The organism is Galliscardovia ingluviei, from assembly GCF_014635685.1.
GTDB classification, from domain to species: domain Bacteria; phylum Actinomycetota; class Actinomycetes; order Actinomycetales; family Bifidobacteriaceae; genus Galliscardovia; species Galliscardovia ingluviei.
In genome coordinates this window covers 619038-644812 of the sequence record NZ_BMDH01000001.1, presented here as the reverse complement: position 1 = coordinate 644812, position 25775 = coordinate 619038, and the positions used below count along the sequence as shown (strand labels likewise).

The window sequence follows — 25775 nt, the reverse complement described above, 5'->3', positions numbered from 1 at the left end:
ATTGCGTGTGTCAAACCATTGTTCAAGGTTCATAGTTGCTCAATTCAAAACTGCATATTGAATGCTATAGTGTCTGCCATGGCTAACGCATTTGAAGCCCACAACATGACATGCTGCATTCCCATGCCAAACGGCAGTAAAAAAACTATTTTTGCCCATGTCGATCTCACTGTGCAATCCGGGGAAATTATTGATATTACTGGTCCATCTGGATGCGGGAAAAGTACTTTGCTCACTGCTTTTGCTCGATTAAATCGGTATAGTACAGGGCAACTGGCATTGCATGGAATTTCAGCCAAACAATACTCCCCTGCCAAGTGGCGCACACAAGTAGCGTATATTCCACAGCAACCAATACTTATTGGCGAAACAGTGGCTGACGCATTACGTATGCCTTTTGGTATGCGCATACGTCACCCTGCCCAATCTCACGCGCCCAATGACCTAAAACTTGAGCAACTTTTAACAACATTAGGTTGCGCTGATATCGAGATGCAGCGGCCCATTCATGAACTTTCGGGCGGGCAAGCAGCACGTATTAGTCTTGCGCGCACGCTACTTACTAAACCACAAGTACTCCTCGCCGATGAAGTCGATGCCGCACTCGATCCAGACAATGCTTATCTAGTCAGCCAACTCCTACAACATATTGCAACACATGAGCATGTAAGCATTATTCGCGTAAGACATAGTGCCGATGATGGCATTGCAACACGTACACTTATACTAAACCCAGAAGGACTACATCATGTCAACCAATAGTTACAATATTGATATTTGGGGACTGGTTATTGCTTTACTTATGGTGAGCATTGCGGCCATCATTACCGTGCGCATGCGCATCGGCATAGCAACAACGCTCCTATGGTCCACACTTCGAGCTTTACTACAACTTGCAGTTATGGGCTATATTATCGGCTTTGTTATTGCACAGCAAAACCCTTGGTTAGTGGGCTTACTGATCATCTTTATGCTGGTAGCAGGAGTACAAATTACTCTATCGAGAGCAAAAGGTGTACCACATGGGCTCGCGCTACCAGTGCTGTTAGCGCTTACTCTAACCGTACTACTGATGATTAGTGTAGTTGCCGAACTCATCGTTAGGCCACAACCATGGTATGCTCCACAACTGGTAACACCACTCGCAGGAATGCTTTTGGGTAACACTGTCTCAGCACTTGCTGTAGGATTAAGCAGATTTTTTGAATCCATGCGCGAACGCCGCAATGAGATACAGACATTACTAGCACTTGGCGCCAGTACTTGGGAAGCTGCTCGACCATCAATTGAATCGTCTATCAGACTGGGTATTACTCCTACTATCGCATCCCTCGCTTCTGCAGGCATAGTTACCATTCCAGGCATGATGGCTGGTCAAATCATTGCAGGAGGCGACCCACTTAACGCAGCCAAATATCAGTTTGTTATTTTAGTAACTATTGCCTCTCTCACGCTTATCGCAGATTCTATAATTATGCTTATGGTATATCGAACATGCTTTAATCAAGAAGCACAATACATATTGTAATTACGAAACGAAAGAATACATAGTGTTGGCATAGCGTCTAGCACATAAAAATCAATAATAAATACCAGCGCCATATATTAAAATAGACATATTGGCAGAGCAACAGAATTTGAGATATGATGAACAACCACACAATAACTATTGTATTCGCCTGCAAGCAAAATGCTGGGCGCTCGCAGATAGCTGCGGCGATTGCTCGACAACAAGCACCAGCTTATATACATATAGTAAGTGCTGGTACAACTCCAGCTGAGCACATTCACCCTCAAGTAATGCAGGCGTTAATGCAACGCGGTCTCAGTCCGGTTAATCTTACGCCGCAACTACTCACCGATGAGATAGTAGCACAGGCTGATTGGGTGATCACCATGGGGTGCGGCGAGGCATGCCCCGTATATCCAGGAAAACATTATGTGGACTGGCCTGTTGCAGATCCTGCACACGCAAGCTCACTAGAGGTAGAGGCTATTATTGCAGATATTGAAGGTCGTGTACGCGATTTACTTCAAAGAATACAATCTTAAGTGAAATAACACCGTACCCGTGCTGTATTTCGTGTATACATAGGTGTTACTTTGTGCGACGCTTACTACTCCAGTTTTCCCGTTGTAGTCTACTGTGATGCAAGTGTTGCCGATTTGCATGCTGCCTACTATGTTGCTACTACTCATGTTTTTGTGGGGCACTGCCCCACGCGAGCCGCGTAGCTACCAACTACGCGGCTTTTTGTGCCCCGTGTGCAGTATCGCGTGGGGTACAAGCCGCGAAACATTACATCATCGCTAGTTCTCGAGTAAGTGCGCGCCTAACTATTTCGTCAGTACTAACTCCTAAACGCTGAGACTTGCTGGCAATAAGATCCCACAAATCGACACTAATAGAAATGTTGGGCTTATTCATCTCAACATCGTTTTCATCTAGCGGTGTCTGTCCAGCAAATACTGGACCACTCTCGCCTGGATAGATACCATGTTCAGCATCACTCGACTATTTTTCTATCATTTTGTCGGTAACGATTGTGCCAGCTTTAGAGATCATTCCCATGTTCTTATCTCCTTAACATGCCTAACTCTCGTAATACTTTTACGGTAGCTTCCATTGCATGGTATATAACCCAATCACTATTCTTATCTAAAATGCAATCACTTCCAGTTGTCTACCTCTATCGTCTATGCCCACTGCAACATAGTTATACGGTTCTGTGTTACGTCGCATAGATTTTTGGATATTACGCCATACTTGCACATCAAATTTGTTTATCTCTGGATGGCGCTGTTGCACTCTATCCGATGCTATAACATTATTGACCAAGTATGAACCTCCTTCAGCCGCTATTGGTTCGCAAGTCGGTTTTTAGTTGGTAGACTTTAACTCCTTGGCTCATATGGCTTCAAGACAATGGTTTGCGGCTCGATATATTGCATGGGATTGCGATATTGAGGAGGGTGCTCTGGCATAAATACACCCCAATGGAGGCACTGGGTGCAATGCATTGCTGATGATTGTGCATACGTGATAACGCCAAAAGGTTCGCCCTGTGTAACTGTGCTACCGATATGTAGAGTTGGTAAAAGCCGTGCTGGTTGATAGCTACTTACTACACCTTCTTGATGCTGTAAGGAAACTGTTGGTACGCCCGCGATGATTCCGGCATATCTAATAACGCCGCGTGCTGGCGCTATAACCGATTCTTGTTCTTGTGACTTAATATCAATGCCGCGATGTCCTGCAAGCCATGCTGCGGGAGGTTTTTCAAAATGGCGCAATATTGTAGGAACGCTATCTTGTCTGTGCTCAACTGGCCATTGCCAGCGAATACGACATTGTTTATGCTGACTTTGGCTGTCTGAAATAGTGATGGATTTTGCTGGTTTCGAGCCGCGTATTTGGATAAAGGAATTTGATTGGGATGAGTAGTTTGTAGAAGCACTATTGGTTTCGTTTGTTGACATGGCATAAGTGGATATAGGAGCGGAGACAAAGCATACAATACTTCCAAAGCAAAACGTCCACAGCGCACATACAACAAGATACATATATTGTTTATGTGCTGCTAAACGTGCAAATCGTTGTTGCTGCCGGTACAGCTGAATACGATGTTGGAATTGTGCTGATCGGGTTTGTACTGACATAGTATTCCTTTCAAAACAATGCGTTTGATTAAGTGCTGTATTGTGCTGAGTTACTACGTTGTAATGAAGTGTGTCCTTGCTTATAGTTCAGCACATTCAAATTTCTGGAAGCAAGCGCTTGAGGAATTGTTATCAAGCATTCGTCAACTACGCGAGGACAACTCATGGCATTGCAGAATGGTTATAGATAAATACTGAAAATACGTGCAACACGCCGTGATTTGGCATATGAAGGAAATGGGTCTATAGTATTCATCTTGTGAGCACGAAACAGTTCACTGCTTCAAGTTCATGGAGTATTCCTGCGTAGCTCAGTTGGCAGAGCATCCGACTGTTAATCGGACGGTCGCTGGTTCAAGCCCAGCCGCAGGAGCAAGTCAAAACCCCTTGATTTTCAAGGGGTTTTCGCATATCTGCACACCATACAACCAACCATCAAAAATAGCATTCCCCTACATTCCCCTACATTCCCCTACATATTGAGATAGGGGCAAAAATTCATTCCATTGTGTACTGTGCACGACACGCCGATACCATGTATATACATATCCGCTTAGCTGAAATGTAAAAGATAAAGTGGTTTTGCCACACTAGTGTGGCTTGCTGTTCCCACGTGGCAGAGTTTCCTGCCTATATGCCTGTTCTAAAAGCCCATTATGCCTCGGCAGTACGGTACTCTACGCGCGGTCGCTCTCTACCCTCTATTACCTCAGCATCAACGATAATACGTGTAACATTGTGTAGTTCAGGCAATTGGAACATCGTCTCCTCGAGCGCTTGCTCAATAATAGAACGTAGTCCACGAGCCCCTGTGCCACTTGACTTTGCAATATGAGCAATCTGCGCAATAGCATCATCTTGAAAGTCCAAAGTAATACCATCAAATGCAAATAGCTTTTGATATTGCTTGGTTAAGGCATTAACAGGATCACAAAGAATCCTCGCCAGATCCTGCTCTTGCAGCTCATCAAGCACAGTGCGTACCGGAATTCTTCCAATAAATTCAGGAAGCATACCAAATTCAATCAAATCATCGCCAGTAACATAATGCAATAGCGCATTGCCATCCACATGAGCAAGCTCGTCGCGTTTATCTGAAGTCACAAACCCACTCTCATGCTTACCTAAACGGCGTTCAATAATATCTTCCAGCCCAACAAACGCCCCACCAAACATGAATAAAATATTACGCGTATCAATTTGCACCGTTTCCAAATCGCGATGCTTACGAGAACCTTCCACCGGAACGCTGGCTACTGTGCCTTCAATAATTTTTAATAAAGCCTGCTGTACTCCTTCACCGGACACATCACGAGTAATCGACGTATTCTCTCCCGATTTGCGCGCAATTTTATCAATCTCATCAATATAAATAATGCCAGACTGTGCGCGTTCAATATCACCATCAGCCGCCTGAATTAACCGCTGTAGTACAGTCTCTACATCGTCGCCAACATAGCCTGCCTCAGTAAGCGTTGTCGCATCAGTAAGTGCAAAAGGCACATGCATAACATCAGCTAATGTACGCGCTAAATAGGTTTTACCCACACCAGTGGGACCAAGCATAAGCACATTTGACTTATCGATGCGTACATGACCGAATGCTTTAGCGAGTTGTGCAAGTTTATGCCTGTGATTATAGCTTTCCTGCTCATGATGCGCAGTGTCTGATTGTCGTTCTCGTTTATGCAATCCTTGACTAAAGGATGAAAATCTACTTTGCGAATCTGTATGAAGTGCTAGTGCTAGCGTATCATCATGTGCAGGGTCATCATATGCTCGCTTATCATGACTCGTATCATCATGCGCTTCATCATGTTCTATAAATGCTTGATGATGCACTGGCATTTTATCTCGCAGTGTTTGCCCAGTAGCGTGTTCAGTATTTTGTTCGCTTTGCTTGCTCAATTGCTCATAGGACTGCATAACCACACGTTTGTAGTGATTATGCACTGCTACAGCAAGTGTGCGTTTTGCTTGATATTGCCCAACAACATACTGCTCTAAGTAGTCATAAATCGCGCGTGGAGCAGGAATATGATCGGCAAAAACTTGCGCATCTTCTTGCTGGTGCTCTTGCAAAATCTCTGTACAAATAGCAACACACTCATCACAAATAGCAACTCCGGGACCCGCAATTAACTTGGTAACTTGCTCTTCACTTTTACCGCAAAAATTACACACCATGACCTCATCGTCATAGCTAACTACTTCTCCCATAGCACTCCCTACACGTTGCGGTATGTGACAAAACGCTATCTATAAACTAACGTCCCTATCCTAGCACTATTACCACGATAGGGACGTATTACAACACTTACTGCCATACACGTCAAGCGTATTTTCAGACAGACTAGTGTGTAGTTCTTATCACTTCAGCATCGAATGCTTACGCAACTCGAACCTGATGAACTACTGACGAGGAGCTAACACCTCATCAACAATACCGTACTCTTTTGCCTGCTGCGAGGTCAAAATTGTATCAACTTCAATATCCTTACGGATGCGCTCAATATCCTGACCTGTATGCTTGGCTAGTGTCTCCTCTAACCATGTGCGCAAACGCAACATTTCACGAGCCTGAATCTCAATTTCAGTGGCTTTACCAAAATCCTGACCCATAGCAGGCTGATGAATAAGTACACGAGCATTAGGCAGCATCAATCGCTTACCCTTGGTACCTGCTGCCAATAAAATTGCCGCAGCGCTAGCTGCCTGACCTAAGCATACTGTCTGCACATCAGGGCGAATATACTGCATAGTGTCATAAATGGCAGTCATAGCAGTCATTGATCCACCAGGAGAGTTGATGTACATCATCACATCGCGGTTTGGATCTTGGCTTTCCAATACCAGCAACTGTGCCATAATATCGTCTGCACTGGTGTCATCGACCTGCACACCCATAAAAATAATGCGATCTTCAAACAGTCGCGTGTATGGATCTTGGCGCTTAAACCCATATGGGGTTTTCTCCTCAAACTGAGGAAGAATATACCGCGACTGTGGTGAGGTAAACGACCTACCTGCTAAACGCTGGGCTCGCGCAACAAATTGTGCTTCTTCAGAGGCCATGTTATTCCCCCTTCTGTGTGATAGAGCTTGGTGTAGATACAAGCTTATCTACAAATCCATACTCCAAGGCTTGCTGAGCAGTAAACCAGTGATCATACTCATTATCGCGATAAATCTCTTCAACAGTATGACCAGTTTGTTCAGCAGTAAGCTCAGCCATAGTCTTCTTCATATCCATAATCAATTCGGCATTAATACGGACATCTGTAGCCGTACCACCGACACCACCAGCAGGCTGATGCATAAGCACTCGGGCATGAGAAGTCAGGTAGCGCTTACCCTTGGTGCCAGAGCTTAACAAGAACTGACCCATAGAAGCACACATTCCAAGACCCATCGTAGCAACATCAGGTTCAATAAGCTGCATAGTATCGTAAATAGCCATACCAGCAGTAATAGATCCACCTGGAGAATTGATGTAGAGCCAAATATCCTTAGTTGGATCTTCAGCGGCAAGCATCAACATCTGTGCACAAATAATATTGGCATTCTCATCACGCACTTCGGAGCCCAACCAGATAATGCGTTCCTTGAGCAACCTGTTAAAAATAGGGTCATTAGGACCCATTGGCGAATCCGAGCCATCCATTAGTGGCGAGGCATGTAGTAAGTCACTCACCTTGTCTCCTTAACCTTAAACTAATCATCCTTAAGCCTAGCGTCTTGAAGAGACTCGCGGCGCGTTTTCGGCTGCACGCGTATCAAACACTCACACAATACCACTAAGAGCTTAAAATTACGCTTGCACACACAGTGTAGAGCGTCCATCTGGTTTCACACGAGTTACCGTAATATTTGATGGTACTTGATCTTTCAAACGATCAACATGAGAAATAATACCAATGGTTCGATGCCGTGAAATCGCGTGTAAAACGTCCATAACATCATCCAAATATTCATCAGATAACGAGCCAAAGCCTTCATCAATAAACATGGTTTGCAGTGACAACCCACCTTGACCAGCAGTTATTTCATCAGCTAGAGCAAGCGCCAAAGCCAAAGAAACGAAGAAAGTCTCTCCACCTGAAAGACTTGCTGCAGCTCGAATGGTATCACTGCGCCGATCGTAGACACTTATTGGCAATCCGGTTTTGCGCCCACGGTGCATTGTGGATTGATCTAAGCGTAATTCGTAAACACCACCTTGAATATCATGCAAAAGTTCATTAGCATGCTCCAACATGTCTTTACAGCGCTCAGTCACCGAATATGTCATTAACGTAATTTTTTCAGCAGCCGGAGAATCTGGAGATGCATTTGCTAATGCAGCCATGGCTCGAATAGGCTCATATGCTTGGTAGGTTTTCGCCCATTGTTCGTAGTCTCGCATCAGCTGTGACTGCAATCGCTGTGACTGCACCTCAATATTGTGTACTACCGTATACAACTGGCGTGTATCGTCACGCTGTTGCAATGCCTGACCCTGTTTCTGTTCAAAACGTGTTAGATCAATATGCTTTGACACTTGTATTAGTGCTGCTATCACGCTACGTAGCTCATCAAAATGTGTACGTCCCACGCTCTGTTCTACAAGATACTGATATATCGTGCGAATATTGCTTGTATAGCGCTCGCTCAATTTATTATCTTGTTGTGTGTCGAAAGCAAAAAGCGAAGCTACTGAAATACCAGCATTTTCGGTATCATCTGCATTTTCAATAGCACTTGTCTCCTCGGCAGTGCGTTCGATTGTGGCATATAACTGTATAGCCAGTTGCTTACCGTGCTCATCAGTAGCTGCACAAGCATGCTCAAATGCTTGAATTTTGTGTTCAATATCGACCTGCATATCATCGTCTAATACTGCTTGAGTCACAGCATCGCTATCCTTGAAATTGGCTTGTTTACAAGCTTCGTTTATACTTTTGCGAAGTCGTTGCAGGGTTTTGTTCTGCTCATCAATCAGCGCGGTAAGTGTGTTATGTTGTTGTATTGCCGCATCATAGCGTTTGAGTTGTTCGTCAAGAGCTTGTTCTTGATCAATGCGCTGTTGTGCCTGTGCAATACACTCGTTGAGTTCTTGGATACGGTGCTCTAGGCTAGCCTGCGTTGAGTTGCTATCAAGGCGTGATTGCAATTGCTTGTGGGTAGCTTGAATTACAGAAAGTTCTTGTTGCGCCTTATCCGCCATATGTTGTGCTTCTACCACTGCCTGCTCGAGCTGCTGCGCATGATCAACCTGCTTTTGTACCGCATCTCGTTGTTGTATAAAGCTTTGGTACTGCTCCACTCGTTCGTTGGCTTGTTTCAATTCTCGTTGTGCTTGTTTAACGCCCCCGTGCGCCTGTTCTTGTTCAGCATGAAGATCAGCACGTATCGTTACTAACTTCGTCTGAAGTTGTTCACATTGGGTGCGTGCGTTATTTTGTTCCTGCTCTAGTCGAGCAATATATGATTCATCTGGCACATAGTCAGGCCGCATAACCGGATTAGGGTGTTCCAGCGCACCGCATACTGGACAAGGCTGTCCTTCAATAAGTAATGCTGCAAGTTTCGCATTTTCATCTTGCTGTACTGTTTGCACGGCAAGATTGAGACTTGTTGTTGTATCTTCAAGTTGTTGTTGTGCTTGTTTGTATGAATTGGCAAGTTGCTGCTCTTGCTTTTGCAGCGTTAGCGCTTGCTCGGCATGGGTAAGCACTGCTTGAGCTTGCTCAAGTTGCGCTTGTGCTCCACCATATTGTTCAATATGTTCCTGAATCTTATGAAGCTGTTGTGAGAAATTTGCACTGGTGCCAAAATCTTGTGATTGCTGTTGAGCTTGTCTAACAGCCATTACTTGTGTTTCAACATGACGTTGTGCTTGTTTAAGCTGCTCTTGAGTCTGCTGTATCTGCAGCCACAATTCTTGTTGATGTTGCACTTGCTCTAATTGATATGTATAGTCCACTAGCTGCGTACGCGCCTGATGAACTTGCTGTTGGCCAGCAACAATCTGTTCACGCTTGGGAAATTCAGCTATCTGGTCTACCAATATTTTATGCTGCTGAACTGTCGCATCATGTTGCTGTTGCTGAGCTTTCAACTCAAGAATACTCGTATAAATAGGCGCAGCATCGCGAGCACGGCGTAATTGTGAACGTAGCCCAACAATATCGTCATATTGCTGTAGTTGTTGCGCTACCGTGACACTGTATTCATGTATTTGTTCAATATTGTGCACAACTTGTCGTGCAAATAGAGTCTGTTTCTGCGCTTGAGACCAGAGTTGCTGAGCGGTGTTAATATCCTGCATAATTCCATGCTGCCAAGCATTAAGATGCTGTGCGAAAGCCTCCGTATGCGATGTTAATGCTCGCTTAACATCTTCTGTAGTTAATGCTGGCACATTGAGCTTGTGCTCACTAGTTAAGCACCACTGTTCATTGTCGCTTGCAATATTTTCAAGTTCCCGCTGCTCACTATCAGCTAGATGGTTGTGCTCTCGCATAAGCTCTACATAGTCCTGCACCAGCTTTTGCCAAGCAATAATACACTGCGTAAACACAGTAGAATCTTGATCAAGCTCACTCTTTGCTTGCTTTCGAGCCTCCTGAAGCTCATCCTGCACTTTTTCAAAAATACGCGCATCCACTAAGTCAGCAAGCAATTGAGTGCGTTCTTCTGGCTGCATATTAAGTAGTTTTGCAAATTGCCCTTGAGCCAATAAAACTGTGGTAGTAAATTGTTTGCGCGTCAACCCAATAATCGCAGATAATTCCTGGCCAACATCATTAGCTTTGGTAGCCAGCACCGTAGCATTACCCTGAATTTGAGCAAAATCAAAATACCGTTGTGCACTACCCTGTTCATCGACATCATTAATAAGCTGACGAATATCATCATCTAGTTGCCACAGTGTTGCACTTGCACGATGTTCAGTAACTCCTTCGCCACGCAATTTTGGGATACTATATTGTGGCTCTCTACGCACGCGGTATACCTTATCACGTATTTCAAAAATCAGATCGGTAAAAGTTTCTTTACGACTTTGAGCTAAGAATTTAGACCTCATGCGAGAACTATCACTAAAATCACTGGAAACACTGTCATACAAAGCCATAGTAATAGCATCAAGAAGTGTTGATTTACCAGAACCTGTCTCGCCCTGAATTAAAAACATACCTGAAGCACTCAATGCCGCAAAATCAATAGAACACTGCTCAACATAAGGACCAATACCAGCAAATTGCAACCCGATAATCTTCACAATGCTCTCCCCTGCGCTAATGCTCGCTCTAAAGCCCGGTGCAAAACATCACGCTCTTGAACCGTCGCTTTCCTACCAAGCATATCTTGAACAAAACTGTCGAGAATATCACTATCCTGCGCAGCATCACGTTCTGCAGTAAGTCGCGGTGCACTACGACTACTCGCTGTTCTATCGTAAATAATAGTTTTTTCAAGTACATACTGGTAGTAATGATCAAGTTGCTCATATAACCCACGCGGATATTCATCAACATGCACACGAGCACTGACCCAATGCTCGCTATGCTGCTCAGCCTCATTCAGTACGTCTTGCAGCTTTCCTTCAACAATGCTTAACGCTGGCTGACCTGACTGCACAGGCTCAAGATGCTCAACAACAATACGTGATGAACACATCTCACCCTGATCGCATGTATCACCATGTTTACCCTTACTCTTGGCATTAGTAGCATCGACACCAGATTCAGTATTGAGTATCACTACGCTTTTATTATTCCCCTCACGCGCTGGAATTACACGTTCAGAAAACGAATACGCTAGCAGTGATCCACTATAACGAGCAATTGGAGTAACTAGTGAATCAATATTCGCCTTTACGCCATGCTGCTCGCACCACTGCTTCGCCAATTTGGCTTGCGGAAGAAGAACTACATGTTGAGTATCAGTATTCGATGAATCTGTTATATCTGCCGAATCAATGCGCACTTGCTGAGCGCGATGTAAATGCCCAAGTGCAAGATAATCAATACCTGAACCTATAAATAAGTCACTCGCAACGCTTTGCACACCGCCAATAGCGATATTGCGCTCGCTATCTGCTGGAAGAGCACCACGGACAAATGCATGAGCCATCACAATCACTGTAATCGCTTTGCCGATACGTTCAGCTTTCGCACGCTGCTCAAGGATACTCGGCATCATCAATGTTAATGCTGCACTCATCATGGCATCGTGAGAACGATCGACATGTACTACAGTTTCATCGTCAATCTGTACCCCATACGGCATTGGCAAATATTGTATATCATCAAATTGCTGTATGTATTCTTGTATAAGACTTGCAATATCGGCGCGATATGCATCAGGATCTAAATACGGTAGCGCATATACTGCTGTAATTTCATGATCACGCTCAACAATTACCGGTTTTGCAATATCACGAACATTCCATCGCATATGCAACTGCGGTACAAATGCTTGATCTGCAAAACCTAATCGTAATGCGGAATCATGATTGCCCGGCGTAATCACGACTTCTACAGGACGCCCATCAACAGTAAGCTGAGTAATACGGTTCAATACGCTACTGAGCAACTGCACAGACTGTGCAGAAGGTCGTGGCACATCGTATACATCGCCGCTCACTAGCAAAACCTGAATATGCTCTTGTTCGATATAGGAAATCAGCCAATCGAGTGCATGTTGCTGCCACTTTTGCATGTCAACGCCTTTAAAGCGCCTGCCGATATGCCAATCAGAAGTGTGCAATATTTTCATAGCATTCCTTATCGCCGAGTACTGAGATGTAGTAGTCATGCTTAAGTCCCTTGCACAGCAAGTATACAGCGATATGCTGTAGATAAGACATAAGGCAGGCTGATGCCTGCCTTATAAGCACATAATCATCACCGTAACTCTGTATGTAACTCAGTACCAAGTTCACTTTTGAACTGGGACGGAATGCTCATGCGTTTAATATATGTTTGGATTTATGATTGTTGTGCTGCAAGAATTAAACGTGCAATATTTTGCGCGGCAAATCTGAGATTGCTTGCAGCATGTTCCACTGCATCTTGCATTGTACATACTCCTGGCATAATACCAAAAATGGCATCAAATCCTAAACTATACAATGGCTCAACATCGCTGCCTACTTTGCCAGCAAGAGCGATGACTTTACAATTAGGGTTAGCCTGATGCACTGCCTTGGCTACGCCCATCGGCGTTTTGCCATATTGAGTTTGCGAATCAATGCCACCTTCACCGGTAATACACCAATCAGCTCCCTTGGCAAGAGCAACCAGACCAACGGTATCGACAACGATATTCACTCCTGAACTCATAGAAGCATGAGTGAATGCTAAAAAGCCTGCGCCCAAACCACCGGCAGCGCCCGCTCCTGGAATATCTACAACTCGCTTACCAAGTTGCTGCTCAATCACTTGAGCATAATGTGTTAGTGCCTTATCGAGCTGCTCAACCATCTGGGGTGTGGCACCTTTTTGTGGCCCAAATACTGCGGATGCTCCTCGCTCTCCAGTTAATGGATTCGTGACATCCGAAGCAAGACGAATTTGTGTAGTAGCAAGGCGGGGATCTATACCAGAGGTATCAATGTGGTCAAGATGAGCTAAGGCGGCACCACCAGGTGCAAGCTCATGACCTTGGGCGTCCAAGAGTCGCACACCTAAAGCCTGCGCCATACCTGCACCACCATCATTGGTTGCTGAACCACCTAGCCCAATAATGAACTGATGTACTCCATGATTGAGCGCGTCAATAATCAACTCACCTGTGCCACGTGTGGTTGTAATCAGTGGGTTGCGCGTAGTTTCATCAATAAATTGGATGCCACTGGCAGCTGCCATTTCAATAACGGCAGTCTGCCCATCTCCAAGCAATCCATATTCTGCTTGGACTGGTGTTCCTAAAGGCCCTGTAACCTCTGCTGTAAGTAGCGTACCGCTTGTAGCATCAACTAGTGATCGCACAGTACCCTCACCGCCATCAGCCATAGGCACACACACCAATTCAGCTTCTGGCAACACTTCACGTACTCCTTGAGCAATTGCGTCTGCTGCCTGCTGAGCGGTAAGACTTCCTTTAAAAGAATCTGGAGCAATGACGATTTTCATCATAACCAACCTTTACTGACTCGTTCTATTACATGCAAGAGCATCGACTTATTCTTCATAGAAATCACTAGAAAACGAGATACATCACGCTCGACACCACAGTCATAGTTAAACCAACAAGAGCCTCGTATGGCAATACTTTCATACGTTCTGCCAAGCTCATATTCATGCTCTTACCCGTTACATGGAAGTAGTTACCATGTGGCAACGAATCAATAACTGTTGCACCCGCTTGCATAGTAACTGCGGCAGCAACAGGAGAAACACCAAAGCCCAAAATGGTACTACCAAAAGCACTTGAACCCAAAATAACACCAGTCGATGTAGAAGCAGCGGCAGCAGCCATAAGAATACCCGCAATTGGCGCTAAGAATGACCCAGAAATACCCGTCATCTTAATCAAGTTGACGATTTGATCAGGTAAATCAGAATTCGTTATCAGACCGCCTAAAGCGCCAGCACCAATAAGAATCAGCACCACATCGACCATACGGTTAAGACCAGCTTTCGTGTATTGCAGTATATGCTTGCCCTGACCCATAGCTAGCAAACCAATAATGGCTGCCAATGGCAAAATATACATTGCATCTACCTGGAATGCTTTCATAAAACCAATTCCCAGCACCGATCCAATAGGGTTAATAAGCAATAGCACTATCGCGACAATTGGAGCAACTAATGAAGCCCCAATAGAAGGCAGCTGTGCTGGCTCGCTATCGTCTGATGTTTCTCCTAAATCAGCCATAGAGACAGGAGTACCACGGTGCTGTAACAGACTTGCCAAAAGCACGGCAACTGCTAATCCAAATAACGCTGGAATAAAGCTGTTAATCATCACACTAGCGATAGGAACTTTGAACCCCTCTGCAACAGCTACAGTGTTTGGATTTGGAGAAATAATATTACCTGCTTTTCCACCACCAGAGAGGGCAACAAGCAGCGCCAGTTTTGAAAAATGCAAACGGGTACCAACCTCAATAGCAATTGGAGCCACAATCAACACTGCAACAGGAATAAATACGCCAACTGCACAAATAATCATTGTGGCAAAAGCTAGTGAAAAAATAGCTAGTTTTTCGCCGAATACAGTAACAATCGTTTTGGCAATACGATTAGCAGCGCCAGATTCCATCATCACGCCTGCAAGTACACCTGCAGCAAGAACACGCACTACAGTGCCCATAACACTTTGCGAACCTGCAACAATTATTTTTACTGTTTGAGGGAAATTTGCCCCTCCGATAAGGCATCCGACAACAGCGCCAAGCATCAATGCGTACGTGGTATTGAGTTTTTTCAGTATTAGTATTATTGCCAAGGCAAGACCTAGCAGAGCTGCCCACCATGTTAATGTCACACCCATGTGAATTCTCCTTAACCGGTGTTACCGGTACTAATCTTAGTTCGTTGGAGCATCGCAGTTTCTGTAGTCAACAACGACTTACGGATTTATATCCAACGTTTTCACATGTAATTATTGATGACTTATCGCATTATTTCCATATGCTCTATACTCTGTATTCATCGCATTCAATATAGAAAATGTTATACATACCAAAGTATAGGATATATTTCAACTACCTAAACGGGGGTACAATCACCCCCTCTTCAAATATATAAGCAAAGGAGCACCATGGAGATCTCTGCATCAATCGCTCAAACCATTGTATCCAAACTCAAAGGTGCGCTACAACATGAAATTAACCTTTTTGACACGAGAGGCGTAGTGATTGCAAGCACAGATCACTCACGAATTGGCGGAGTACATGGAGCGGCGCAGTTAGCTATTGAGCAACGTAGAACTATTGCAGTACATGACAATAACCAGTTTGTAGGAGCAAGACCGGGTATTAACGCGCCTGTGATGATTGGCAATCAAGTGGTAGCCGTAGTAGGTATTACCGGACAATGTGACGAAGTTGCGCAATATGGCGACATCATCCGCAAAATGACTGAAATTCTTATCAGAGAGAACCTTGACCAGCATACACGGTTTGACCGTCGACTTATGCAAGCAAATCTTATAGACATGATCACAAGAGAAATACCAGATACGGTTTCTATTGCCTATCTTGCATCCGCACTCTCTATCTCGCTTGACCGTTCGCGAACGGTAATTGTTGGACGATTCGACCATGGTGTTGCTCCACAGCATATTCGTGAAAGCATTGTCAACCATATCACTGGACTACTTGAACAAAGCCCACAAAGTATTTGGTCAGCAGGAGCTGGGCGATGTGTAATGCTTGTCGATACACAAGAAGTATATGATATTGATCAACATTTGCAAACCATAGTTGATACTATCAATCAGCAGTACATTGGCGCAAAATTACGTTTTGGCATAGGCACACAGTGCACACAAATTCAGGAATATGCGAAATCTCATGAACTAGCAAACCGAGCACTACAGTGGAGTACTTTTACTCAAACACAGGATGTAGCGCACTATAATACTATCGATCTTGGCATGGTGATTACCGCATTACCCAAACGTGATGCGCAATATATTATCCAACATATGCTCGGCAATATTGATGAACATACACTAGATGAATATAGCGCTATTATGCGTGCATACAGCACCTACAACGGAGCTATTACCAAGGCCGCGCAGAGCCTGTACATTCACAAAAACACATTACAAAACAAGCTCAACACCATCGCGCAAGTAACGGGGTATAATCCTCGTAACCACAAGGATTATGCTCTGCTTACTATCGCTTTTACACTACGAGATTGGTTAGCGTTTACCAACCAACCCGTACATCGTATCGCACAATAAGGAATGTTACATCAGCATAGTAATAATAGATTACTGAACTATTAAAACGTTAAGCAACATACTGGGCACGCCACTGCTCAAGCTCTTTCAGTAGTGTTTGGCGCTCATGCTCATCAATAAATGACGTTTCAATACTATGCTGAGCAAATTGTGCCAACTCGGCAGCACTAAACCCAATATTCGCTAAGGCTTGATAGTTGTCTGCAATATACCCACCGAAATACGCTGGATCATCAGAATGCACAGAAACAGGAACACCAGCTTCCAACAAAGCACGTAACGGCAGTTTACTAATATCATCAACTACTTGCAATCGTCTATTAGACAGCGGGCAACTGGTCATGCCAATACGGTCACGAGCACACTGCTGAACGACTTGTGCATCATCAATCGCGCGCACCCCATGGTCAATGCGCTCAACATGTAATATATTTAACGCCTGCTCAACATATGATGAGGGACCCTCTTCACCAGCATGAGCTACTACATGTAAACCCATGGCACGAGCACGAGCGAACACTTCATCAAAAAGCTCAGGAGGATACCCTACTTCCGCAGAATCTAAGCCAATGCCACATAATTCGTCAGCACGAGGAGCAGCCAAATCCAAAATACGATGAGCATCTTCAACTGGCATGTCGCGAACAATACAAAGAATCAAACTGCTGGTAATACCAAAGTTTTCACGACCATATTGCATACCTGCCAGCAAACCATCAAGCACCATATTGTAATCAAGCCCATTATGCACATGCACCTGTGGGTCAAAAAATATTTCTGCATGTCGCACGCCATCATCGTGGGCATGTTCTAAATATGCAATCATCAAATCACGAAAATCTTCAGAAGTTTTCAGCGTACCCATAAGCTGATAATACAAGTCTAAAAATGATTGCAAATTAGTAAATGCATACTGTTTACGTAGTTCCTCAAGAGATGCATAAGGCAGCGCTATATGATTGCGCTCAGCAAGAGCTAACGCCAATTGTGGCTCAAGCGTGCCTTCAATATGTAGATGAAGTTCAGCTTTAGGTAACTGGCAGATAGCTTGTCTACTTAGCGTTGCATGTTGCTCAATCATATATACCTCACTAGTTTAAGATATCCGTATTGTACCCTTGACTAGGAAGAAGTTACACGAGTACAGTTACTAGTATGACTGATTTACCAGAACCTCACACATTGCAAGTTGGAGAACAAGCTCCAGATTTCACTCTGCCTGATGAGCAAGGCAATAATGTTCATTTATATGATGTGCTCGCACAAGGCAATCGCGTTATTGTATATTTTTATCCTCAAGCAATGACCCCAGGTTGCACACGCGAAGCCTGCGACTTTAGCAGTAATATCAATAAATTCACAGAAACTGGATATACCGTTTTAGGTATTTCACGAGACAATATCGACAAACTGGCTCGTTTTAAGCAAGCAGAACATTTGCAGTTTTCTCTACTTTCTGATCCTGATACTACAGTGCATCGTCAATGGGGAGCTTGGGGTGAGAAAAAACTGTATGGCAGAATCCATGAAGGTGTATTGCGTTCAACTGTGGTGCTTGATACTGATGGCACAGTGTTATTAGCACGGTACAATGTGCGTGCACGCGGACACGTCGATATGCTGATGCGACTTATTAGTGAACTGCAGTAGCAATAAGCACAATTATCGAAGCACTGTAATCAAACTACTATAGCTAACAATTAGCATATATAGCTTAAAGCATTCCAAGTCCATACTGAATCGCCTTTTATAGTGAGCATATGTTAAGTACAGCAAGAGGGTCTAAGCACATGCCTAGACCCTCTCACTATACACAACTTATATACGATGGCGTTTTATAACTACGCTAGTTATCAACTACATCCAAGGTATATGATTACTCAGCATCCGCCTGAGCTGCAGCGTCAGCTACTTGAGCGGCAACACTTGCAGCGGCTACGCTAGCATCTTCGTCATCAGCTTCGTTGTCATCCTCACCAAGGAACTTGCTCAAATCGAGAGTATTACCTTCTGGGTCAACAAACTCCACTGCACGCATACCAGCAAGCAAGCCCTTTGAACGAGCAACTTCCTGAACTGCAGAAGCAATCTGACCACTCTGAATAATGGAGCTGATGAACTGGTTTGGATCCATACCGTACTGCTGAGCAATAGAAGCCAAGAAGTTCATCACATCAGCCTGAGAAACTTCAACCTTCATAGTCTCTGCCAAAGTATCGAGAGTAATCTGGTCGCGCAGCTCCTTTTCAGCGCCCTCACGAGCCTGCTCCTTGGTGTCATCATCAGCCTTCTCAGGATCTGGAGTTAAGCCCTTCAAATGATCCTCGACAGAGCGCTCCAAAATACCCTTTGGCAGTGGAATCTCTTCAACGTTATCCTGCAAGAATGCAATGAACGCATCACGAGCATCAGTTGCCTGACGACCCTCTGCATCACGCTCGCAAGCCTTACGAATATCAGCCTTAAGCTCTTCAAGAGTATCGAATTCAGAAGCGTCTTGAGCGAAATCATCATTCAATTCTGGAAGTTCTTCAGCCTTAACGGAGTTTACCTTCACCTTGACTTCAGCTTCTTCACCTTGGTGATCTCCACCTTCAAGCTTGCTGGTAAAGGTAGTTTCTTCACCTGCTGACAAGCCATCAAGTGCCTCATCAAGGCCATCAAGCATAGTGCCGGAACCGAGTTCGTAGCTTACACCCTGCTGAGCATCTACAGACTCACCGTTAACAGTCGCTTCCAGATCGATGTTGGCAAAATCACCCTTTGCAGCTGGGCGATCTACACCAACCAAAGTACCAAAACGCTGACGCAAGTTCTGCAAGCGCTGCTCAACATCTTCATCGGTTACTGCTGGTTGAGCAACTTCTACCTTCACACCATCAAATGATGGCAATTCAATCTTTGGTCGAACTTCAACTTCTGCAGTGAACTTTACCTTGGTGTCGTCATCTGCAGATTCTGGTGTTTCTTTAACATCCAACTTTGGCTGATCCATTGGACGCAAATCACGTTCCTCAATAGCCTTGTTATACAAGTCTGGAACGCCATTATTCAACGCCTCAGCAGCTACGGCACCAAAACCAACACGACGATCTAATACGCGAGCAGGAACATGTCCCTTGCGGAAGCCAGGAATAGAAACCTGCTTACCGATCTCCTTGCGTGCCTCTTGTAAGTAAGGTTCAAACTCTTCGGCGTCGACAGTGACGGTCAGGCGTACCTTAGTAGGCTCCAAATTCCTAACGGTGATTTTCACGCTGCACTCCAATTCGTAAATGTTTCTCTACACCCTTATATGGGCAACCGTTACATAATAACGCTACTAACGGACTTAGAAACAAGCTTTACCTGCCATGGACGCGCGCCATACTCAGTTAAAAATGCACTTACATCATCAGGCGCAACTTCTTGCCAGCACAAGGCTTTGATCAATTTAGGTTGAACTAACATATCTACTGGAGTATCAGTGTCCTGTGCTATTTGTGCAAGAATATAGCGCACACGTTCTAGTGATGCAAAGCGTTCAGGATGATGTTCTCTCCATAATTTCAATGATTTCGGCGGTTGCGGAATGTCACTCGGCAAGCTCATTTGCTCAATTGGTAACTCATTATACGGCACTGCCAGAGCCCGATCGATAGCCGCCTTCCAAACTTTTGGCTGCACTTTGCGCTGTATTGGGATATAGTGCGCAAACATTCGTTCTTGCTCTGGTGACTGCGTATGTGCAATAACACGTTCATTTAGTATTCGGATAGCTGAAAATTGTCTAGCATTCTTTGGTTTACGTTGTGCCGCCTCGATAATCGCTGCATCGCTGAGTAATAATGTTGGTTCAATATCTAGTTTACGCGCATATGCATCTCTGGTGTACCACAGCTCGCGCACAATAGCTAAAGCTCTACCATCTGAGCGCAAATCAGAAATATGGGACACTCTCCTCCATGGCTCAGGATGCGGTGCTTTTTCTTGCATACTTTGCTGCAATACATAAGCAAATTCTTCACGAGCCCATGCAATTTTGCCCGCAGCATGTAAAGCTTCATACAATTCATGACGTAGTTCTATTAAAATTTCAACGTCTAGCGCGGCATAATTACGCCAATCCCTTGGAATAGGACGATATGACCAATCAGCGGTAGCATGTTCTTTTGCTAATATCACACCTAAATACCGCTCAGTAACTGCAGCCAGACCAAACCTTCTATTGCCGAGTAATCGTGCTGCAATTTCGGTATCAAAAATTTGATCTGGTACAAGACCTAACGCAACAATGCCTGGTATATCTTGACGCGCATCATGAAAAATCCAATCTACACCCGCACAGACTTCTCGCAATGCATCAAAATCTACGCGATCCTCAGATAGCGCAATAGGATCAAGCAATGCAATACCAGCATCATTACGTTTGAGTTGAATAAGATAATCTTTACTAGAATAGCGATACCCCATTGCTCGTTCAGCATCGACAGCAACAGGACCTTGCGCCCCAGCAAAAGCTTCTACAATTTCCTGAAATTGCTTTTTCGTATCAGTAACATTCGGAACACCCTCGGATGGTTGAGCCAAAACGCGAGGTTCACGTATATTCATCACTACTCTACTATTCCCATTCGTTGCGTGTGTAACTGCAATAGTACTTTAACCCAAGCATCAATATATGATGCAGCATCAGGTCGTGTAATATCAGCAAACTTTGGCGTCCAAGAAACGCGCAATTCTACGGTTGCTATTGGTTCACTAATATCTGCTGCATGTACTGTACCAAATGCTGTGTTCCGTACAACACTTACCGTCCCGCCAAGACTTTGGTCAAAGGAGGGTAACATGGGAATATCCCGTAATGTTTTTCGAACTGTGGCAATGACGGACTGACTCAAATGCTGCTCCACATGTTGGGTATCCGTTTGTGATGCGTGAGCAATCATCGGTAATGTAGCTCCAGCCACACAACGCCATTGAGAATGCCATGCTTGCACTGGCACATCGCGATATGCAATAAGCACCCAGCCCGAAGCCGGCATGGATTGCACCGCACGTTTGCCACAAATAGGACAAATATCTCTTGTACAATGGTGAAAATCTTCTATAGCAACACCAATTCCATAATCTCCAAGAGATGGAGGTACTGCTATTTCAGAATACGCAATACTACCACGCTTCATCATGGTCCTCACTGACTGCACAGCCATAAGCACAGCACGCGGAGGCCGATGATGATGTATTGGAGCATGAGCAAGCATTGCAGTACTACTGTGTACTTGCGATGCAACAACCGATGCGTCTTTATAGACAGACTCACCAGTAAACCTAAATATGTCTGCCATATATGTAACCTTATCGTGTTTTTTTCATTTTTTAGGGATTATAGTAGGCGTGTTGCATTCAATCCATACCCCCTATATAACCCCTATTAAAATAGGTTAGATCCTTGACAAGGTATGATAAAGCCCCTATCCAATGACAGGGGCGAAATAAGCTGTTCCAATGAACAGATATATACTAATACACTACGAAACCATGATCTTTAAACTGCTGTACTACTCTGCTTTTCAATGCTGCAGAAGGACCTTTAGCATCCTCTAATGGATATGGAATACGCATCTCATGCCACTTTGGACGACCAAGTTGATGGAATCCAAGCACATCAATATGCTCTACACTATCGCCAAAAGTCTCACAAATTTGTGCAACACGTTCGACATTCTCTTCACTATCAGTAAGACCTGGAACAAGTACAAAACGAACCCAAATCTTTACACCCTGTTTTGCCAAACGCTGACCAAAATCGATAGTTGGCTGAAGCACACCACCTGTTACCTCTTTGTAGGTGGCTTCGTCGCCAGATTTTACATCAAGCAAGCACAAATCAATATCCGCAATTTGTTCATCAGTATAATTTGCACCCAAAAAGCCAGAAGTATCTAAACAAGTATGCACGCCCATCTCTTTTGCTGCTCTGAAAACACGAGAAACAAAAGCCGGCTGCATCATAGATTCACCACCGGAGAAAGTGATACCTCCCCCAGTTGCTTTGAATAAGTCAGCGTAACGCTCAACCTTCTTAATCATCGCCTCATAATACACAGGTTTACCGTCACGCATTTTCCATGTGTCAGGATTTTGGCAATATTGACAACGTAATGGACACCCACTCATGAATACTGTCATACGAGTGCCAGGACCATCTACTGCTGTGTTGATATCCCAAGAATGAACAAAGCCGATATCGCCAGTTTTTAAAGCTGCGAGACGATCTCTACGGTCTAATCCAATCGGAGATTCAAATCCAGATAATCCCCCCATAAGCGTTTGACGCGCATACTCTTTATTCGTTTTGAGCATATGAGGTCGCGTTGTACGGAATTGTTGAACTTGAGACATCAGTGTCCTCTTTCTACAAAACAGGGACGGGAGGAAAAACTCCCGCCCCTGCTAACCGCTTATGCGGCATACCATCAGTATTAGCCAATGAGATTAATCAGTGACAGAACCCTGGTGGAATGTACGTGAAATTACATCGAGCTGCTGCTCCTTGGTAAGCTTCACGAAGTTTACAGCATAGCCAGAAACACGTACGGTCAAGTGTGGGTACTTTTCTGGGTGCTCTACAGCATCTTCAAGCTGTTCCTTGCGCAACACATTAATGTTTGCGTGGTACAAGCCATGACCGTTACCAGCATCCAAAATACCAACCAAGTTGCCGATACGCTCTTGTTCATCACGACCAAGACCATCAGGAGTAATGGTGTTGGTCAAGGAAATGCCGTCGAGTGCATCGTTGTAATCAATCTTGCCGACTGAGAACATGGATGGGAGCATACCGTGGGAATCCATACCATTCTCTGGGTTTGCACCTGGAGCATATGGAGTGCCCTTCTTGTGACCTGAAGGGAAGGAACCAGTGTTCTTACCATACTCAACATTGGAGGTAATGGTCAGAATGGACTGGGTTGGAACTGCACCGCGGTATACAGGAAGACGACGAACCTGACCCATTACAGTGGATACTACCCACTTTGCAATGTCATCAGCACGATCATCATCGTTACCGTAGATTGGGAATTCACCCTCAGTACGGTAGCCGACTACCAGATCATCGTCAGCGCCTTCAACATACTCATACTCATGACCTTCGAGGTTCTTTGCCTCTGCATTGGTAATTGGATATACCTTTGCATACTTAATTGCAGCCAAGGAATCAGCAGCAATAGACAAACCAGACATACCGCAACCGAGGGTACGGTATACTTCCTTGTCATGCAAAGCCATCTCGATGGATTCGTATGCATACTTATCGTGCATGTAGTGAATGATGTTCAGAGCCTGTACGTAGGTTTCTGACAACCACTCGAGAGCCTTCTCGTAGTTGTCCTTGACCTTGGTGTAGTCCAAAGTACCATCTGCTTCTGGGGTAATTGGATCGATAACACCCTTGTCAATAACCTGCATACCGGTCATTTCATCGCGACCACCGTTGATTGCGTAGAGCAATGCCTTTGCGGAGTTCACGCGAGCTGCGAAGAACTGCATCTGCTTGCCGACGCGCATTGGGGAAACGCAGCATGCGATTGCAGCATCATCGCCCCAGTGACCGCGGATTTCCTTATCGGACTCGTACTGAATAGCAGAGGTATCGATGGAAATCTTTGCGCAGAAGCGCTTGTAGCCTTCTGGAAGCTTTGGATCCCAGAAAATGGTGATGTTTGGTTCAGGACCAGGTCCGAGGTGCTCAAGAGTTAGCGTGTTGAGCAAACGGAATGAGGTCTTGGTTACCAAAGTACGACCATCATCGCCGAAGCCTGCGTCTGACCAAGTTGCCCAGTATGGATCGCCGGAGAAGATGTTGTCATAATCCTTGGTACGAAGGAAGCGCACAATACGCAACTTCATAACAATGTTATCGATAATCTCCTGAGCATCAGTCTCAGTGATAAGACCAGCCTTCAAATCACGCTCGAAGTAGCAATCGAAGAATGCAGAAAGACGACCGATGGACATTGCAGCGCCATCCTGGCTCTTTACAGATGCCAAATAGCCCATGTAAGTCCACTGTACAGCTTCCTTTGCATTACGAGCTGGGCGAGTCAAATCAAGACCATATTCCTTACCCAAAGTAATGAGCTTCTTCAAAGCCTTGATCTGCTCATCATGCTCTTCGCGGAAACGAATCCAATGCTCGATTTCAGTCTCGGTGAAATCGTTGCGGTATGGAATGGAATCCTTATCGCGCTGCTTGAAAGCAATCAACGTGTTTACACCATAGAGAGCAACACGACGGTAATCACCGATAATACGACCACGACCATAAGCATCTGGAAGACCGGTAAGAATCTTGTTGTGGCGAGCTACCTTAATGCGCTTGGTGTATACGCCGAATACGCCATCATTGTGGGTCTTACGATACTTGGTGAAGATCTTCTTGACTTCTGGATCTGGCTCCTTGCCGGCCTCAATAATTGCCTGCTCGACCATACGCCAACCACCGTTTGGCATCATAGCGCGCTTGCAAGGAACATCGGTCTGAAGACCAACGATTACGTTATCTACATCAGCGTTATCGATGTATCCTGCTGGGAATGCATCAATATCAGCAGGGGTATGAGTGTCAACATCATACACACGCTGCTTACGCTCGACTGCCAAATAGTTGTCGTCGAGGTACTTCCACAAGTGCTTTGTCTTTTCGGTAGCATTAGCAAGGAAGGACTCATCTCCCTCGTATGGGGTGTAGTTCTTCTGGATGAAGTCGCGTACGTCGACTCCGTTCTGCCAATCTCCTGCAACGAAGCCATCCCAAGCTTGAGCTGTAGGATCCTCGGCGGTGACCTTAGTGGCATCTACTGCTGTCATGTGTTCACTCCTTTTGAGGACTACGGTGAGCGTCTTCGCCCAACCGTTACTTACTATTGTAGAGCCCCTAATGAGTGATACACGCATTTTGCACGTGAGCTTGCTCACATTTGTTAGATTTCCTAACAAACCATGAACAAAAACTCACGCGAATTGCTGAGCATCAACGACTATTCCACTTCCTATCGTCATCTTCCCAACGCTTATTGCGTGTTTGTACAATCTGCCACGCATGCTCAGCATCTTCTTTACTCGCATACGGCCCCATACGCTCGGTCACCGGAGAAAGCTTACCAAGTTCTACTTTGCCAGTACGCATATTGAAATACCACTGCTGCTTCATACCAAATCCCTTA

General features: G+C 44.8%; 21 protein-coding genes and 1 tRNA gene. 6 read left to right on the top strand and 16 right to left on the bottom strand.

Annotated features, from left to right (window positions below; all coding sequences use genetic code 11):
* The first annotated feature begins 78 nt into the window (after positions 1-78).
* The 3 genes from IEU85_RS02670 to IEU85_RS02660 all read left to right on the top strand — a co-directional run bounded on the left by IEU85_RS02670 (position 79) and on the right by IEU85_RS02660 (position 2052).
* On the top strand, positions 79-762 hold the full coding sequence (locus IEU85_RS02670) for an ABC transporter ATP-binding protein (RefSeq protein ID WP_188354672.1): 684 nt from the start codon (positions 79-81) through the stop codon (positions 760-762).
* Positions 749-1528 carry an ABC transporter permease gene (locus IEU85_RS02665; protein ID WP_188354671.1) on the top strand — a complete coding sequence of 260 codons (780 nt, stop codon included), beginning with the start codon at positions 749-751 and terminating at the stop codon, positions 1526-1528. Before IEU85_RS02670 ends, IEU85_RS02665 begins: the two co-directional genes overlap by 14 nt.
* 116 nt (positions 1529-1644) lie before the next feature.
* A complete protein-coding gene (locus IEU85_RS02660) occupies positions 1645-2052 on the top strand; it encodes an arsenate-mycothiol transferase ArsC (RefSeq protein WP_188354670.1) in 408 nt (135 codons plus the stop codon).
* Between the two features lie 247 nt (positions 2053-2299).
* Here the strand turns inward: IEU85_RS02660 and IEU85_RS08775 are convergent, their stop codons facing one another.
* Together IEU85_RS08775 and IEU85_RS02655 are read right to left on the bottom strand one after the other, a co-directional pair.
* Entirely contained in the window at positions 2300-2428 is a 129-nt protein-coding gene (locus IEU85_RS08775) for a hypothetical protein (protein ID WP_268234203.1), read from the bottom strand.
* A gap of 467 nt (positions 2429-2895) precedes the next feature.
* Positions 2896-3480: a peptidoglycan DD-metalloendopeptidase family protein gene (locus IEU85_RS02655; protein WP_229714695.1), complete on the bottom strand. Its 585-nt coding sequence runs from the start codon at positions 3478-3480 to the stop codon at positions 2896-2898.
* A 480-nt stretch (positions 3481-3960) separates the two neighbouring features.
* Here IEU85_RS02655 and IEU85_RS02650 point away from each other — a divergent pair.
* Positions 3961-4033, top strand: a tRNA-Asn gene (locus tag IEU85_RS02650).
* 281 nt (positions 4034-4314) lie between these two features.
* Here IEU85_RS02650 and clpX read toward each other — a convergent pair.
* From clpX to IEU85_RS02615, 7 genes are all read right to left on the bottom strand, one after another.
* Positions 4315-5880 carry an ATP-dependent Clp protease ATP-binding subunit ClpX gene (gene clpX, locus IEU85_RS02645; RefSeq protein ID WP_188354668.1) on the bottom strand — a complete coding sequence of 522 codons (1566 nt, stop codon included), beginning with the start codon at positions 5878-5880 and terminating at the stop codon, positions 4315-4317.
* 192 nt (positions 5881-6072) lie between these two features.
* Positions 6073-6735, bottom strand: coding sequence for an ATP-dependent Clp protease proteolytic subunit (locus tag IEU85_RS02640; protein ID WP_188354667.1), 663 nt, complete (start codon positions 6733-6735; stop codon positions 6073-6075).
* Position 6736: 1 nt separating this feature from the next.
* Positions 6737-7324: an ATP-dependent Clp protease proteolytic subunit gene (locus tag IEU85_RS02635; RefSeq protein WP_188354991.1), complete on the bottom strand. Its 588-nt coding sequence runs from the start codon at positions 7322-7324 to the stop codon at positions 6737-6739.
* A 147-nt stretch (positions 7325-7471) separates the two neighbouring features.
* On the bottom strand, positions 7472-10924 hold the full coding sequence (locus tag IEU85_RS02630; RefSeq protein ID WP_188354666.1) for an AAA family ATPase: 3453 nt from the start codon (positions 10922-10924) through the stop codon (positions 7472-7474).
* Entirely contained in the window at positions 10921-12423 is a 1503-nt protein-coding gene (locus IEU85_RS02625; RefSeq protein WP_188354665.1) for a metallophosphoesterase family protein, read from the bottom strand. Before IEU85_RS02625 ends, IEU85_RS02630 begins: the two co-directional genes overlap by 4 nt.
* 212 nt (positions 12424-12635) lie before the next feature.
* Positions 12636-13781, bottom strand: a complete 1146-nt coding sequence (locus tag IEU85_RS02620; RefSeq protein WP_188354990.1) for a glycerate kinase — start codon at positions 13779-13781, stop codon at positions 12636-12638.
* Between the two features lie 67 nt (positions 13782-13848).
* Positions 13849-15144 (bottom strand): GntP family permease, encoded by a 1296-nt coding sequence (locus tag IEU85_RS02615; RefSeq protein WP_188354664.1) that lies wholly within the window; start codon positions 15142-15144, stop codon positions 13849-13851.
* A gap of 270 nt (positions 15145-15414) precedes the next feature.
* On the opposite strand from IEU85_RS02615, the gene IEU85_RS02610 reads away from it, so the two are divergent.
* Positions 15415-16566: a CdaR family transcriptional regulator gene (locus IEU85_RS02610; RefSeq protein WP_188354663.1), complete on the top strand. Its 1152-nt coding sequence runs from the start codon at positions 15415-15417 to the stop codon at positions 16564-16566.
* A gap of 49 nt (positions 16567-16615) precedes the next feature.
* On the opposite strand, the gene IEU85_RS02605 is transcribed toward IEU85_RS02610, so the two are convergent.
* Complete coding sequence (locus IEU85_RS02605; RefSeq protein WP_188354662.1) at positions 16616-17647, bottom strand: adenosine deaminase; 1032 nt, start codon at positions 17645-17647, stop codon at positions 16616-16618.
* A 74-nt stretch (positions 17648-17721) separates the two neighbouring features.
* On the opposite strand from IEU85_RS02605, the gene bcp reads away from it, so the two are divergent.
* A complete protein-coding gene (bcp, locus tag IEU85_RS02600; RefSeq protein ID WP_188354661.1) occupies positions 17722-18216 on the top strand; it encodes a thioredoxin-dependent thiol peroxidase in 495 nt (164 codons plus the stop codon).
* Positions 18217-18442: 226 nt separating this feature from the next.
* On the opposite strand, the gene tig is transcribed toward bcp, so the two are convergent.
* The 6 genes from tig to IEU85_RS02570 all read right to left on the bottom strand — a co-directional run bounded on the left by tig (position 18443) and on the right by IEU85_RS02570 (position 25762).
* Positions 18443-19822, bottom strand: coding sequence for a trigger factor (tig, locus tag IEU85_RS02595; protein ID WP_188354660.1), 1380 nt, complete (start codon positions 19820-19822; stop codon positions 18443-18445).
* A 50-nt stretch (positions 19823-19872) separates the two neighbouring features.
* Complete coding sequence (locus tag IEU85_RS02590; protein WP_188354659.1) at positions 19873-21159, bottom strand: HRDC domain-containing protein; 1287 nt, start codon at positions 21157-21159, stop codon at positions 19873-19875.
* A 2-nt stretch (positions 21160-21161) separates the two neighbouring features.
* Positions 21162-21893: a DUF3000 family protein gene (locus IEU85_RS02585; protein ID WP_188354658.1), complete on the bottom strand. Its 732-nt coding sequence runs from the start codon at positions 21891-21893 to the stop codon at positions 21162-21164.
* 175 nt (positions 21894-22068) lie between these two features.
* The gene (pflA, locus tag IEU85_RS02580; RefSeq protein ID WP_188354657.1) at positions 22069-22950 is read right to left on the bottom strand and encodes a pyruvate formate-lyase-activating protein; all 882 of its coding nucleotides are present in this window, start codon (positions 22948-22950) and stop codon (positions 22069-22071) included.
* Positions 22951-23043: 93 nt separating this feature from the next.
* A complete protein-coding gene (gene pflB, locus IEU85_RS02575; RefSeq protein ID WP_188354656.1) occupies positions 23044-25419 on the bottom strand; it encodes a formate C-acetyltransferase in 2376 nt (791 codons plus the stop codon).
* A gap of 163 nt (positions 25420-25582) precedes the next feature.
* Positions 25583-25762: a hypothetical protein gene (locus IEU85_RS02570; protein WP_188354655.1), complete on the bottom strand. Its 180-nt coding sequence runs from the start codon at positions 25760-25762 to the stop codon at positions 25583-25585.
* Between the last annotated feature and the right edge of the window lie 13 nt (positions 25763-25775).

Coding starts and splice junctions, on each gene's coding strand:
- IEU85_RS02670 (WP_188354672.1), top strand. CDS start 79: ATGGCTAACGCATTTGAAGCCCACAACATGACATGCTGCATTCCCATG.
- IEU85_RS02665 (WP_188354671.1), top strand. CDS start 749: ATGTCAACCAATAGTTACAATATTGATATTTGGGGACTGGTTATTGCT.
- IEU85_RS02660 (WP_188354670.1), top strand. CDS start 1,645: ATGATGAACAACCACACAATAACTATTGTATTCGCCTGCAAGCAAAAT.
- IEU85_RS08775 (WP_268234203.1), bottom strand. CDS start 2,428: ATGAATAAGCCCAACATTTCTATTAGTGTCGATTTGTGGGATCTTATT.
- IEU85_RS02655 (WP_229714695.1), bottom strand. CDS start 3,480: ATGTCAACAAACGAAACCAATAGTGCTTCTACAAACTACTCATCCCAA.
- clpX (WP_188354668.1), bottom strand. CDS start 5,880: ATGGGAGAAGTAGTTAGCTATGACGATGAGGTCATGGTGTGTAATTTT.
- IEU85_RS02640 (WP_188354667.1), bottom strand. CDS start 6,735: ATGGCCTCTGAAGAAGCACAATTTGTTGCGCGAGCCCAGCGTTTAGCA.
- IEU85_RS02635 (WP_188354991.1), bottom strand. CDS start 7,324: ATGGATGGCTCGGATTCGCCAATGGGTCCTAATGACCCTATTTTTAAC.
- IEU85_RS02625 (WP_188354665.1), bottom strand. CDS start 12,423: ATGAAAATATTGCACACTTCTGATTGGCATATCGGCAGGCGCTTTAAA.
- IEU85_RS02620 (WP_188354990.1), bottom strand. CDS start 13,781: ATGAAAATCGTCATTGCTCCAGATTCTTTTAAAGGAAGTCTTACCGCT.
- IEU85_RS02615 (WP_188354664.1), bottom strand. CDS start 15,144: ATGGGTGTGACATTAACATGGTGGGCAGCTCTGCTAGGTCTTGCCTTG.
- IEU85_RS02610 (WP_188354663.1), top strand. CDS start 15,415: ATGGAGATCTCTGCATCAATCGCTCAAACCATTGTATCCAAACTCAAA.
- IEU85_RS02605 (WP_188354662.1), bottom strand. CDS start 17,647: ATGATTGAGCAACATGCAACGCTAAGTAGACAAGCTATCTGCCAGTTA.
- bcp (WP_188354661.1), top strand. CDS start 17,722: ATGACTGATTTACCAGAACCTCACACATTGCAAGTTGGAGAACAAGCT.
- IEU85_RS02590 (WP_188354659.1), bottom strand. CDS start 21,159: ATGAATATACGTGAACCTCGCGTTTTGGCTCAACCATCCGAGGGTGTT.
- IEU85_RS02585 (WP_188354658.1), bottom strand. CDS start 21,893: ATGGCAGACATATTTAGGTTTACTGGTGAGTCTGTCTATAAAGACGCA.
- pflA (WP_188354657.1), bottom strand. CDS start 22,950: ATGTCTCAAGTTCAACAATTCCGTACAACGCGACCTCATATGCTCAAA.
- pflB (WP_188354656.1), bottom strand. CDS start 25,419: ATGACAGCAGTAGATGCCACTAAGGTCACCGCCGAGGATCCTACAGCT.
- IEU85_RS02570 (WP_188354655.1), bottom strand. CDS start 25,762: ATGAAGCAGCAGTGGTATTTCAATATGCGTACTGGCAAAGTAGAACTT.